The organism is Streptomyces sp. Pv4-95, assembly GCF_045782725.1.
Lineage (GTDB): Bacteria > Actinomycetota > Actinomycetes > Streptomycetales > Streptomycetaceae > Streptomyces.
In genome coordinates, this window is sequence record NZ_CP127172.1 from 8,254,407 (window position 1) to 8,267,901 (window position 13,495).

General features: G+C 68.1%; 9 protein-coding genes. 6 read left to right on the forward strand and 3 right to left on the reverse strand.

The genetic code is table 11. The annotated features are described in order from the left end of the window. Window positions 1-50 precede the first annotated feature (50 nt). Together QOM21_RS36315 and QOM21_RS36320 are read left to right on the forward strand one after the other, a co-directional pair. Window positions 51-491, forward strand: a complete 441-nt coding sequence (locus QOM21_RS36315) for a VOC family protein (RefSeq protein ID WP_407555355.1) — start codon at window positions 51-53, stop codon at window positions 489-491. 420 nt (window positions 492-911) lie between these two features. Then, window positions 912-3,467, forward strand: coding sequence for an SCO7613 C-terminal domain-containing membrane protein (locus QOM21_RS36320; protein WP_407556012.1), 2,556 nt, complete (start codon window positions 912-914; stop codon window positions 3,465-3,467). Between the two features lie 366 nt (window positions 3,468-3,833). Here QOM21_RS36320 and QOM21_RS36325 read toward each other — a convergent pair whose 3' ends face one another. Next, the gene (locus QOM21_RS36325; RefSeq protein ID WP_407555356.1) at window positions 3,834-4,313 is read right to left on the reverse strand and encodes an RNHCP domain-containing protein; all 480 of its coding nucleotides are present in this window, start codon (window positions 4,311-4,313) and stop codon (window positions 3,834-3,836) included. 853 nt (window positions 4,314-5,166) lie between these two features. On the opposite strand from QOM21_RS36325, the gene QOM21_RS36330 reads away from it, so the two are divergent. Then, window positions 5,167-5,772 (forward strand): TetR/AcrR family transcriptional regulator, encoded by a 606-nt coding sequence (locus tag QOM21_RS36330; protein WP_407555357.1) that lies wholly within the window; start codon window positions 5,167-5,169, stop codon window positions 5,770-5,772. A 48-nt stretch (window positions 5,773-5,820) separates the two neighbouring features. Further along, window positions 5,821-6,501 carry a VC0807 family protein gene (locus tag QOM21_RS36335; RefSeq protein ID WP_407555358.1) on the forward strand — a complete coding sequence of 227 codons (681 nt, stop codon included), beginning with the start codon at window positions 5,821-5,823 and terminating at the stop codon, window positions 6,499-6,501. Between the two features lie 1,584 nt (window positions 6,502-8,085). On the opposite strand, the gene QOM21_RS36340 is transcribed toward QOM21_RS36335, so the two are convergent. Next, window positions 8,086-8,826 (reverse strand): class I SAM-dependent methyltransferase, encoded by a 741-nt coding sequence (locus QOM21_RS36340; RefSeq protein ID WP_407555359.1) that lies wholly within the window; start codon window positions 8,824-8,826, stop codon window positions 8,086-8,088. Between the two features lie 583 nt (window positions 8,827-9,409). Here QOM21_RS36340 and QOM21_RS36345 point away from each other — a divergent pair. Next, complete coding sequence (locus QOM21_RS36345) at window positions 9,410-10,831, forward strand: HEAT repeat domain-containing protein (RefSeq protein WP_407555360.1); 1,422 nt, start codon at window positions 9,410-9,412, stop codon at window positions 10,829-10,831. 539 nt (window positions 10,832-11,370) lie between these two features. Here the strand turns inward: QOM21_RS36345 and QOM21_RS36350 are convergent. Further along, window positions 11,371-12,411, reverse strand: a complete 1,041-nt coding sequence (locus tag QOM21_RS36350; protein ID WP_407555361.1) for a vWA domain-containing protein — start codon at window positions 12,409-12,411, stop codon at window positions 11,371-11,373. A gap of 334 nt (window positions 12,412-12,745) precedes the next feature. Here QOM21_RS36350 and QOM21_RS36355 point away from each other — a divergent pair, with 334 nt between their 5' ends. After that, the gene (locus QOM21_RS36355; protein ID WP_407555362.1) at window positions 12,746-12,988 is read left to right on the forward strand and encodes a hypothetical protein; all 243 of its coding nucleotides are present in this window, start codon (window positions 12,746-12,748) and stop codon (window positions 12,986-12,988) included. The last annotated feature ends 507 nt before the right edge of the window (window positions 12,989-13,495 follow it).

Consider the following 13,495-nt stretch of genomic DNA (forward strand, 5'->3'; position numbering starts at 1 on the left):
GGGACACCAGCGGCCACCACCGGCCGCACGAGAATGAAGGAGAAACCGGCATGGCGATTCAGCGGATGGACAACGTCGGCATCGTTGTTGAGGACATGGATGCCGCCATCGCGTTCTTCGTGGAACTCGGTATGGAGCTGGAGGGCACGGCGGAGGTCGAGGGCCTCGTCGCCGACCAGTGCACCGGACTCGACGGCGTCCGCTGTGACATCGCGATGGTCCGGACCCCGGACGGCCACAGCCGGCTCGAGCTGGCGAAGTACCGCAGCCCCGCGGTAATCAGCGACGGGCCGCGCAACAAGCCGCACAACATTCTGGGCACGCACCGCGTCATGTTCGCCGTCGACGACCTCGAGGACACCGTTGCCCGCCTGCGCCCTCACGGCGCCGAACTCGTCGGCGAGATCGCCCGGTTCGAAGACAGCTATCTGCTCTGCTACGTCCGCGGCCCGGAGGGCATCATCGTCGGACTGGCCGAGCAACTGCGCTGAGAAGGAGCAGCCGATCCGTGCAGCCGTACGAGATCATCGAGGTTCTGAACCGCCCGATCAGCCAGGACTGCCGGCCTGTGACGTGACCCGCTTGACCTACGTCGCCAAGGACGGAACCCCGCGCAACGTACCGATCGCCTTCACCTGGAACGGGTGGAGGGAGGGGAAGCCGCTAGGGAGGCCAAGAGGGCAGACGATGCAGGGGGCGAGAAAGAGGTCCTCGGCTCTCGGGGGTGGGGTGAGTAGGCGTACCCATCCAGCTCCGGGATTCGGGGTGGGTTGAGTATGCGTACTCATGTTGTGGTCGGTGTGGCTGCGCATACTCGCGGCATGCCTATGCAATCGCTCGTTTGTCCGGACTGCGCTGTGCCTGTGCCCTCGCCTGTGCCTGCGTGGTGCGATGGGTGTGGGTTGCCGCTGGTGGGGCCGGATGCTGCGGCGTTGTGGCAGGTCACGGGGGAGTTGCGTGCTCTGGATGCTCGCCGGCAGTGGCTGGTGCAGCGTCACTACGAGTTGTTGACGGCGCTGCGGGGGCGCCGCCAGGTGCCTGTGGGGATGCAGGCGAGTGCTCCGGTGGGGGAGGGGGACGGGGCGGCTGGTGGTCCGCGGCGGGAGGTCTCCGTGGGGTCGGTGCGGGCCGGGCTGCTGATCCTCGGTGGTGTGCTGGTGGTCGTGGCCGCGTTGGTGTTCTGCGTGGTGAGCTGGGGGCGGCTGGGCATCGGCGGTCGGGCCGCGGTGCTGCTGGCGCTGACCGCGTGTGCACTTGCGCTGCCTCGTGTGCTGCTGCGACGGCAGCTCACGGCCACCGCTGAGGCGTCGGCCGGGGTGGGGCTTGCCCTGGTCGTTTTGGATGCCTATGCCGCCCGTCAGGCCGGGCTGGGTGGTCTGGACGGGATCGGGACGGACGCCTACTGGGCGGTGGTCACCACGCTGATGGCCGTGGGGGCGGCGGTCTACGGATGGTGGCAACGGCTCCGCCTCCCGCTGCCTGCGGGATTGGTGTTGGCGCAGTTGCCGGGCCTCCTGTGCACCGCGGCCTTGGGCGGAACGGCCGTGGACTACGCGACGGCGATGGTCGCCACGGCCGTAATGGATTTCGTGGTCGTGTATGCGCTCACTGCTCACGTCGCGACCGGGCCTGCCGCGCTCCGTGACCGACTGGGTGGCCGGAGGGCTGCCGCCATTCTGGACGCGGGAAGCCGTGCGATGGGCGGTGGTTGGGCGCTGCTGGGTGGCGCGCTCGCGGTGGGGCAGGCGGTGGATGCCTCGGCGCTGCCGGAGGTGGTGCGGGCCTGGGTCCCGTTGGGTCTGTTGGTGCTGGGAGGGGGCGCGCTGTGCCGCGTTTTGCGCACGCTTCCGTTCGCGCTGCGTTCGGGTGGCGAGGGCGTGGCCGTGGTGGCGTTGATCGTGGCGGTGGGGTCCGGTGTGCGGTGGGTGCTGCCCTCGGGGTGGGCGGTGGTTGGGTACGCGGCGCCGGCTGCGCTGATGGTGTTCGGCGCTGCGGTGTCCTGTGCGCGAAGCGGCCGGTGGGCGAAGCCTGCCGGGGGCGCCCCGTTGGCACCGCCGTCCGGGGCTGCGGCTGCGGTGGGAGAGCTGGCCGCCGCTTCAGCCGTGCTGCTGTTGACGGGTGTTGTGGTGCTGCCGGACCTCGTATCTGCCCTTTTCCGGCCTGTCGTGGCCGGCATGGCGCTGTGGTTCTTCGGTGACCCGCCGGGGTGGAGCTGGCAGCTTTCGGCTGCGCCGCTGACTGTGCTGTGGCTGGTCGCGTCCACTGTGGTGGCGGTGGCGGTGGTGCGTGCGCGTGCCGCCGGTGGCCGGAGTGCGGATCGTCTGGCGGTCGTGATGTCAGGCGCCGCAGCTCTGGTGACCGTGCCCGCGTTGTTCTTGCTGCCGGTCGCAGCGGGGCTGCCGTACGGGTGGGTGCTCACGGCCGCCGCAGTGGCGTCTCTCGCCGTGGCGGTGGACGTGGTGCGGCGGCCGGGGGCCGCGCTCGTTGCCAGGCTTGTCGCGCTGGCCGCGGGCGGGGCACTTGTGCTGCTGTGGTCGTCGGCCGACCGGGCCGCGGTCCTCGCGGTGTGGGGGGCCTTCGCCGTATCGGCCGCTGTCATGGCCCATGTCCTGTCGGCGCCGGAAGCCCGGCCTGCCGCGCGTCTGACGGCGCGCGTTGCGGGTGTCTTCGCCGCTCTCGCCCTGGGCGTCGAGGGCGCTGCGTCGACCATCACCGCCGGCCTGCCCGTGCATGTCACGGCGTTCGCGGTGCTCGCGGCCGCTGTCGTAGCGGCCGGTGCCGCGGCGGCGTGGAACCGCATGCCGGGGCGTGACCAGGTTTCTTGGGCTGTCGAAGGCACGGGATACACCCTCGCGGCAGTCGCCCTCGCCCTGACGGCCGCCCACCCAGGAGCTCTGAGCCTTGCCCTCGCCGCGAGTGGGGTCGTGGGTCTGGCGATCGCGCTGCGCCCGGACCGCCGCCGCGCCGCCCTCGCCGGAACCGTTCTGCTCCTTGCCTCCTCCTGGGTGCGTCTTGCCATGTCGGGTGTCACCACCCCCGAGGCGTACACGCTCCCGGTCACGGCAGCAGCACTGGTCATCGGCCACCGCCGCCGCGCGAGCATCCCGGGGACGAGTTCGTGGCCTACCTACGGGGGGCCGCTCGTCGCGACGATGCTGCCGAGTCTCACCGCCATGTGGGGCGACGGGGGTTGGGTGCGCCCGCTGCTCCTGGGCACGGCGGCCCTGCTCGCCACGGTCGTCGGGGTGCGCGCGCGTCTTCAGGCGCCGCTGGTGGTCGGTGGCGGCGTCCTCGTACTGGTCGGACTGCACGAACTCGCCCCAGCCGTGGTCCAGGTACTCGGTCTCCTTCCCCGCTGGGTGCCCTTGGCTGCTGCCGGCCTGCTTCTGCTGCTGCTCGGGGCGACGTACGACAGGCGGATCGGCGAGGCGAGGCGCTTGCGTGAGAAGGTGCGCGGCTTGGGGTGACCCTGCGACACGGACTTCGCTGAGGGCGTGGGTTCTGCTGACGGCAGGTCTCGCCTGCGCTGCGGACCAGGCCCGCGAAACCCGCCACAGGAAACGCGAAACAAACCTCGACGGCGAAGCGAGCCGACTGCCACTCGCAGGTAGACAGCTCCCGACGGCCATAGCCACGGCCATAGCCACGGCCACAGTCACTGGTGCCCACGCCCCACCTTGGGGCTCAGCCACCCTGGGCCTGAAGCTGGAGCTGTCCCACACTATCCAGGGGGACGGAGATGCGCCGTCAGATCTCACCTGTGCGCTGCGGGTACTGACTGGTGGGGTGGTACGGGCAGGCGGCTCCCGCTGTGAGCGGGAGCCGCCGGGGCGTCAGATGTGTGTCCGGCGCCGGGTTGTGTGTCCGGCTTCGTGAGGGCCGACGGCCTTGTGCATCAGTGCGATGACGCTGTCCAGGTCGTCGCCTTGGTGCGAGTCGTCCGCCATGCGGTTGCGGCCACGGGTCCCGCAGCCGGTGCACTGGTGGACGATCATGTAGCCCTTGGCGGAGTGGTGCTCGACGGCAACCGGGCGCATCAGCGCACGACAATCGTTGGCACGGTCTCCGGGCGAGATGTCCACGTGCAGCGAGTGCAGGCAGTGCGGGCAGTGGTTGCGGTAGCTCCCGTTGACCAGAGCCGCGACCGCTCTACCGCAGTTTTCGCAGGTGAAGCCGGTGTTTTCGGTTGTTCTGCTGATGGTGCTGCTCCTCAGCGAGTCGAAGGGGTCTTCAACTCGGAGGCGCAGGGTTCCGTTCGCTCTCCTCTGCTCGGGGCAGGGTCGCAGGCTTGACCGGGGAGGGACGCGGTTCACCGCCGCTCTTGGCGGCGATTACTTCCGGCTCCAGCTTCACCAGAGAGGCGCCTGCCGCTCTGGATCCGGACCACGACTGGGTTTGTGTATTTGTCCCAGCCACTGTCACGCGGGTGTTCCACGTGCCGCCGGTAGGTGTCCATCCGGTCTCACTGCCGTCGGCGTCGTCCCCCGTCAGGCAGCGCCAGCAGCGGCATGCTTCATCGTGATCACGCCACCTCCTTGATCTTCCGGGCCTGCGCCGTATCCCGGATGAATGGACTGCGCAGGCTCCTCCATCGTATTAGGACCCCGGAGGACGTCTGCAGGGCCGAGGCCAGGGGCTTATGGCCCCGGCGAGGCGAGGCGAGGCGAGGCGAGGCGACGCGAGGTGCAGGGCGGGCAAGCGGGGTGTGGGGCAATCGGGGGCGGCTCGAAACGCCCTGGCCCAGAGTCCGACGCCTCTGAGGTGAACGTGCCCATGTGATGAGCGTTTCGGATCGCTGACCGGGCCGTCCTCCGGCCGGACCGTTCGCCGACCGGGCTGCCGGCGAGCGCGCATCGGCCAGTCCAGGCACGTTCCACTGGCTCGCGTCGGGGGAGTAGCCGAAGCTGAAGGAGTCCAGAACTGCGGTCTGGCGGGCGGTAGAAGTTCGGAGCCCTGTTTATCGAACGCTCTGGTGCACTCTCGAGGACGTCTTCTGGAGCTCACCGACTCCGTTGACGCTCCCTCGCCCTGCTGGCGGCCCCTGTGACCGTGCATGTCCTCGCCCGTGACGCTCCCGTCCTGCCGGCCGACTGCCGAGACATGGTCCAAATTTGATTCATGCAGGGTAGTATTTATCTACACAGATAAATCGAGGCTGGGAAGGTCATGGTTCGGACGGAGCGGACGTTCACCAATGAGGCACGACGGGCGCAGATCGTCCAGGCGGCGATCGAGACGATCGCCGACCTCGGCTATGCCAAGGCATCGTTTGCCAAGATCACGGAGCGGGCGGGGTTGAGCAGCCCGCGGATGATCTCGTACCACTTCACGGACAAGGACGAGCTGATCCATCAGGTCGTGCGGGAGGTGTTCACGGCCGGCGCGGAGTTCATCGGCGCGCGGATGGCCGCCGAGGAGACGGCGGCCGGCAAGCTGCGCGCCTATCTGGAGGCCAACCTGCAGTTTCTGCGCGAGCACCCACAGGAGATGGCCGCGCTCACCCAGATCGGACCCCATGCGCGCGACGAGAGCGGGCGGCCGCACACGTCTCAGAGCGCACAGGAGCCGAGTGTGCGCGGACTGGGGGAGCTGCTGGCGGCGGGGCAGCGCAGCGGTGAGTTCCGCGACTTCGATGTCCCCTCGATGGCGGTGATGATCCGCGGCGCTGTCGACGCAGCAGCCCAGCGGCTGCGCGGGGAGCCGGGGCTGGACTTCGACGCCTACACCCGCGAGCTGGTCACCGCGTTCGCGCTCGCCACTCGATCCGGGTGACCCTTCGCCCGGACGCCCCTCAAGAGTCCACGTCAGAAAGGTTATGTTGTGGTAGGGAGCTTGGGCGCGCAGCGCCCCGCACGGTCCGGTGGGGCGTTCAGCCGCCTACTGCTGGTCCACATGATCACCCCGCTCGCCCTCTTCTACGGTCTGCGCTGGCTAGGCGTGAACCAGTTCCTCGCGCTGCTGGCCGGTGCGCTGATCCCGCTGGTTGGGGCTGTCCGCGGCATTGTCACCGAACGCCGGATCGGCGGGTTGCAGATCTTCATACTCGGGACAATGGGGCTCACCGTCGCCATGTCGTTCGTGACCGGCAGCCCGCGGCTGCTGCTGATTCGCAACGGCTGGGGCATGGCGGCCATCGGCGTGTGGATGTTGTGCACGCTGCTGACCCGGCGGCCGTTCCTCTACGAGGCGACCAGGGTCGTCGTGGACGAAGACAGGCAGCGAATGCTGGAGGCCAACTGGGACCGCTATCCGGCCTTCCGTCGGATGCTGTGCATCTGTAGTGCCTTCTGGGGCGTCGCCTGCCTGATCGACAGCACGGTGCGGGTCGTCTTGGCGATGACCCTGCCGGTCGACCTGGTGCCCGTTCTGGACGATGTGCTGCTGGGCGTCACCGTGTTGGCCATCCTGGCCTTCCAGCGGTTCTTCGGCCGTGCTTACCTGCGCCGCAACGGGCTCCACAGCCGCGGCGTGATGATCACGCCCATAGCGGCTACCGGGTAACCAACATAACGACCAGTCAGGTCGACGACGGTTGGTGCTGCTATCCATCGGCTGCCCCGGTAGCGACGCCGCTACGGTCGCCGTGCAGCCTGTTCGTGAGCGCGCAGGCTGCGGCTTACCAGCACCGGGTACGCCGCAGTCCACCACAGGGGGTGCCGTGCCTATGCAATTCTCGGCGACAGGGCATAAGAATGCGGAAGGGCTCCCGTTCGTAGCCGAGCCCTTCCGCTTCCTTTCCAGTGGTTACGGCCGGCCCCTGCGGTGAGCTCCCAGCCCGATCGCAGTCAGAATCGTGACGATGAATCCGGCTGCTTCCGTCGTTGTCGCGGTGCCAGTGATCACGAGCACGGATCCGACCGCCAGCGAGGCGATAACCAAGGTTAACGAGATCAACTCCCGCTGGAAGCTGTCGCGTTCGGGCATGACTGTCTTAGGCTTACGTGGCAAAGGACTGTTCCTCTCTCGGATCTTCCCCGAAGGGGCACAGCGCCTCAGGGCCTCCAGCCGCTCACCGCCAAGTAGTGGGCTGGGGGCCCTTTTTGGGCGCTGAGAGGAATCGTGGCCGGATGCCCTGGCGGATACAACCCCATCCGGAAAATTTTTTTTGATTCTTCGGTGTCGTCTGGCTCACAGCCGCACTTCGCGGGGTGAATCGTGATCCTGACTTTCAAAGTGAAGGTCTTGCATGAGGTCTGCACGCACAATCACGCGCAGTGCACGGCAAACCCCTATGAATGGCCCACTGGTGTGAACTCGAAGTTGACCTCCCCCTACCTGCCCGTGGCCGCCCTTTCCGTCGAACGCAAGGCGCCAGGGCTCAATTCCCCCAGCTCTCGAAGGTGTTTGGCGACTGTCGCATTGGCCGACTGTGCGTTCGAGGAGGGAGAGCGATCGGAAAAGTGCCGGCACTTGCTGTAGCCCTCGCCGCCGCTGACGGAGCGTGGGCCGCAAATGTTGGACGTGAGGAGATCTCGGTTCGGGAGATCTGGCGCAGTGCCTTGACCCACAGGGATGAGGATTCCGCGGGCACACTGACTACGCAGACCACCTCTCTCGTGGCTGTCACCATGCGTAGAGCGAAGGGGCAAGGCCCGGGGTAGGTGGTGTTTGGACAGGCGCGGGGGGGCAACCGATGGTGCGCTCACCGCCAGCGGCGGGGCCTCCGCTTCAAGCTCCGCCTCGTCCGTAGCCACTGGCGTAACCCCGCGTCGCCAGACGGTTGGCCCGCCCTTCTTGCGCGCCGCGCCGATGAGACGCCAGTTGGTTGCGCGCGTGCCGCCCAGCTGCGCGTTTCTCCTCCAGGGGAACACTCGACGCGTACGCCTTCCACGGAACGGTGGCCGCTGCCTCGGTCCGGCTGTGGCTCCGCTCGTGACCCATCAGCAGCCCTGTCAGGGGAGGTCCTGGCCGATGGCCCGGATTACGTCGGCAAGCCAAACCAAGTGGTGGCCCACGGCCCGCCCAGGGCGCAGGGCATGGTTCACCACTATTTCCCGGAAAGCCCACCACGCGACGCAGCGAGGAGGGCATCCGCTGGGGCGGAAGTCCCCTCTCAGGGCTGACCAAACCTGCCGGACTTCCCGGTCAAAGCAATCCGAGTTCAGCTCGATAGCACTCGGTCACATAGGGCATCTCCATCGGACGCTTCGCGTCGAGCAGCGCGCGGACCCGCCCCAACAGTTCGTGCCGTGTTGTGGGTTCCAGAGTGATCACGTAGCTGCGGGAGGCGACCATGTCCATGACCGCTCCAGGCGTCATCGGATGGCTCCAGCGGAAGTCCTGCCGCTCGACGGGGCCGAACGGCGCGCCCACGCAATCCACTTGACGGCCTTCCCTCGGCGCTGCGGCGCAGTCGCGCAGGATCCGGTCCAGCTCTGCGACCCAGGGCACCGACACGTCACGGCAGTTCCACACCAGGCCCAGCCGCCCGCCTGGGCGCAGCACCCGGGCAACTTCCGGGACCGCCCGCTCCGGGTCCACCCAGTGCCAGGCCTGCGCGCAGACCACGGCGTCCACACTCGTGTCCGGTAGCGGGATCGACTCCCCTGCCCCTTCCAGAACCTGCACGTCGGGGAGCACTTGGGAGAACTGCTCGCGCATCCCGACCGAGGGCTCCACCGCGACAACCTCTCGGCCTGGGGCCCGCAAGGCGCGGGTCAGCTTGCCGGTGCCTGCGCCGAGATCGACCATGGTCCGTGCGTCCTCGGGCACCAGCCAGGCGACCGCCTCCGGCGGGTAGGGCGGGCGGCCACGCTCGTAAGCGTCCGCTGCAGCTCCGAATGAGCCGGCCTGACGGTACTTCTCCTGCTCCTCGGCTGTCGTCATGCCCGGCATCCTGCCAGCTCGCTGCTCGGCGCATCCCTGCGTTCCGGTGAACCCTGCCGACAAGTCACAGCCGAGCATGCGGAGGCTGTGCATGCCAACTTCACTGCTCGGGCCGAAGGCTCTCGTAGCGACCTGGAGCTCGCCGACGGCTTGCCTTTTGCGGAGCCGTCTCAGGCCGGCGGCCACGGTTGTGTCCGACCAGCGCGTGTATACAGCGCTGTGTTCGCCGGTCGTGGCGGGTGGCGCGCGCCCGACCTCATGGCCAGGGCTTCGAGCAGACCTTGAGCTTGCTTCCTACCACCATGGTCGGATCGGACGTCCCCGGTCCAACCGCTGGACCTTCGACCCGGCAGGCTCCCGGACAGAGCACGAGACCGGCGGCGCCCCAGTGGGGCACCGGTGTAGCTGTGATCGAGCCCTTCATATGGCGGTGAGCGCGAGTGTTGGCCTGTCTTGTTCCGTGCTCGGCTTCGGATGGGCCGGTGCGGCTGGTTGCCTCATGATGCGTGGGCAGTATTTCGCGCGCCTTGTGCGCGCCCCGCCTCCTACGATCATTGGTGCGACTGCTGGGGAAGGCGGGGGAATGTATAACGACACCGAGGGCGGGGCGATGGGAGCGGGGCGGCTCGCGGGAGGTGCGCCGCTTCGGAGCACGCTCAATGTCGCCGACCCCGGCGATTGGCTTGCGCTGGACGCAGGAGTGCGGGAGGTGGCCTGGTACCGCTCGCAGTTCCTGCCGGAGTGGGAGCACTCGGCACCGCTGCCGGTCGACCTGAATCGGGCCGATGAGTCTGGGCTCGCGCTCGCCCTCTGCCACCGCGACGGGCGGATCCGCCAGGAGGCAGTGAGTTGGTCGGCCCAATACCCCGGTCTGCTGCCGTTGATTGTGATCCGTTGCGCCGACTGGGTCGGCCCGGTGCGCGAGCGTGCCCGGCGGCTGCTACGCGAGGTCATGGATGTGGATGGTGCCGTTGACCTCGCGCCGCTGATCCTGCGGGTCGGCCGCCGCGAGAGAGGTGACTTCGGCGTCGAGGTGCTGGGGGAGGTCCTGGGCCGGGCATCTCGCGCGGGGCTTACGGCTCTCTTCACTGCCCCCGACCGCGTCGTACGGCGATTTGCCTACCGGCTGGCCGTCGACAGCCGTCTGCTCGGCCCCGTCGAGCTGGCCCGCGCTGCCGCCCAGGACGAGGACACCGTGGTCCAGGACCTGTGTGCCACAGCAGCGCTCACAGCTCTGTGCGACGAGGAGGCGTACGAGGACGTGCTGCCGCATCTTTTGACCGCACGCATTCCGCGGACCCGTTCGGCCGGCGTCACCGCGCTGCGGCGGGCGGGGCGCCCCGAGCAGGCGGAGTCGTTCCTCAGCGACCGGTCAGTGCTGGTGCGCGCGTGCGCCCGGTATGTCGTGCGACAGGCGGGAGGGGATCCGGCGGTCTGGTACCGAGAGCGGTGCACGGCACCGGACGACCCCGAGTTGCCACCCGGTGCGGTCATCGGGCTGGCCGAGTGCAGGGACCGTGCGGATAGCAGGCTCCTGTGGCCGTTGCTCATGCACCCGGCGGCCAGGGTGCGGGCACGGGCGGTTGCCGGGCTTCGGGCACTGGACTGCACGGACGCGAAGCAGTTGCGTCCACTCCTCGACGACCCAGCTCCCTGCGTCGTGCGGGAGACGGCCCTTGCCCTGCTGCCATCGACAAATGAATTGTCCGCCGACTGGCTGCTGGAACGCACCGGCTCCGAGCGGCAGCGGCACGTCCGCCTCGCCGCATTCCGGCTCCTCGAGGCGCAGGGCGGAGTCGTGGCACTGCGGGCGGCGGTCGGGCTCTTGGAGGACCCGGACGTGAAGCTGCGCGTCTGGGCAGGGCAGTCCGTACAGCGCTGGCATCCGCCTGCGGGCGTGCGGCGCTGCGGCGCGGAAGCGGGGGAGCTGCTCGACCGGAGCCGACACCTCTTCAGCGACCACGCGCTGCGGCGGCGCAAGTGGGAGGCTGGAGTGGACGGCTGAGATCGCCTGGAGGCTTCGTAGGTGCTGCCCCGGGCACGTTGCAGCTCGATCAGATCTTGGGGGAAGCGCACGGAGGACGGCGCGTGCAGGACTCCCGCCAAGGGAAGTTGGCCTACTTCGTAGCGTCCGCGTCCCACAGGCCACGCCTCCGATGGCGCCCGCCCGAAGGCGCCGGTGCCATGAGGGCCGTTTCATGTAGCGGCCCGGGGACGTCGTCGTAGGTGGCGATTCCGCCAGCCGCAGAGAAAGGACGCCATCCCTGGTCCGCCGCGTGACGTGGCGGACATCGTGACCGATGCACGGCCTATATCCAGGAGGTGTGGACGGAGATGCGTCCGAAGAGCCTGCGGGACAGAGGCGCAGGCTGACCCTCAGGGATAGCCAGGTCCTCGTCCTTGTGTGAGGGGCTGCTGCCCAGCAGCCCCTCACCGGCGTCTTGAAGGTCTGTGGTCAGTGGCAGTCGGTGGATGGTGTGGCGCTCATCGGAACCGTGAACGGCCCCACCAACCTGGCCATGGGTTGGTGGGGCCGGCAGGGTGTCAGATCATCAGCAGCAGCCGTGTGTGAGGTACCAGCTTCCGGTTGACGCTGGTGCTCTGTACAAAGATGGTGAAGTCGTCGTTGTGGTCGGGCTTGACGCGGACTTCGGTGTCGGGCAGGCCGAGGAGGGCTCGGGCTTCCGGACCTGAATACACCCGGTCCGTCTTCTTCTCCAGGACGGCGATTTGCTTCTTCGCCTGAATCTTCTCCGACTTGCTGAGTTGGTAGAACGCGCAGCCGGTGCGGTAGGTGTGTCCGCATTCGGTGACCCAGTCGCGGATTGCGGCGTCGCGGGCTACGGGAATCAGCTGATACCGGGACGGCTTTACCGGGGTCAGGCCGGCTGCCTCTATGGTGTCTTTGTTGACGGCGTCGGCGCCGGTGGAGAACACGGCCCGCGAGCCTCGGATGCCTTGGGCGCGGCCCATCATGAAGTTCTCGGTTGCCTGCCGGATGACCTGTCCGGCTTCTTCCAGGCCTTGTGTGCTGGTGGCATCCCAGATGGCGATGTTGTCCCTGGGGAATCCGCACTGCATGGCCTCGCGCTTGCCCATCTGGTCCGGGACGAGGACTGCCAGCGTCCAGTTGTCCTCCTGCGTCCCGACCAACTTGGCGACTGCCTGGACCATTTCACGCGGGTTGCCGGCGGGGGCGTCCGGGCAGCGATGGCTTGCGTTCTCCTGTCCGTCGGTCAGGACGAAGGTCAGGAAGCTGTGGTCGCCGTAGAGTTGAGCGGTCTGTGCCAGTTCCTGCTGCGACTTGAGCGTGGCCGCCAGCAGAGCCGTCATTCCACCGACCCGGTACATCTGCTTCAAAGACGGCATTCGCAGCACGTCCTTGTCATAGATGACGCACTGGACCTTGTCCGCGAAGACGTAAACGGTCACGCGGGTTTCCTGGTCCAGTTCCTTCGACCGGCGGGCCAGATAGGCGATCTGCTGATCGGCGACGTCGACGACCTTGCGGCTCAGGTGCGACATGGACGAACTGGCATCCAGCACAAGAGCAACGTGATTGATGTAGTTCTGGGTTCCGGACATGACTGCTCCCCCTTTTCCTTCGAAGCTTTCCTCCGAAGCGATGTACTCATCCTTCCACCCACCACTGACAATCGATCTTGAAGCGCAGGACGGGGGCGCAGGACATCCAGCCGGCAGTCGCCCCTCACCAGTCCGACCAGTCGCCACCCACGCCTTGTTACCGCAACCCCTGGAACCACCCGCGACGCCAGTGACACCCCCGCGCTGCTCGGCGTCGTCGGCCAGGACGCCGGTTCGGACGCGATCGGCTTCCCGTGGGTGCAGTGCCGGCGTGGACCGAAAAACGGGGTGTCCGAAGCCCCAACGTGTCGTTGTTCAGCGCATGATCAAGAAGATGACGACTCTTGCCCTGACGGTCGGCGCAGCCGCCCTCTCCCTCGCCTCTCCCGCCTTCGCCGACAGCCTGGACGACCGGGACAAGCCGCTTGTGGACTCCAGCACCGTCACCAAAAACGTGGTGCGCAAGCCCACCGTGACGTTGGACGCGGTCGTGGGCGCGGTGTCCAAGGCGACGGACAAGGCGCAGCGCGCCGAGACCCCCGCAAGGCCCCGAATCGGCGGCACCCGCAAGGGCTGACCTCCCACAAACCCTCCGCAACACCTGGGCACCACGCCCGGGAACGACGACCACCCGAGCCCTCGTACTCCGGACACCTGAGCGTTGGAGTCGGCCACACCGCCATACCGGTGACGCACCCAACGCTCAGCCACAACAAGCCGTCGGCTCGGCGGCCCACCGCCCACGTCTACTCCCAGCACATCTGCGGCGGACAGTTGCTCGCCGCTCGGGCGCCAACGCAGCCACCCCGCGCCGCTGATCGTGACCAACCGCCGAGCCCGATGGCGCGCTGCTCCTGGCCCTCGCCGTCATTCCGGACGACCGCTATCGCCTCGCTGCGCTTGTCTCCACCTCCAGCTGACCTCCAGGTTCGTAGAGCTGCCGCGCGCCGGTGAGGTTGAGCGGCTCTACCACCACTGAGCCGCAGACTGGCGGCCGTGTCCGGGTACTTCGCCTGGTGCCGGCGGTGATGGACAGTCGATGTCCTCACAGCGGCTGGCGGTGCTGGCTCCGCCCTGGGGGCAA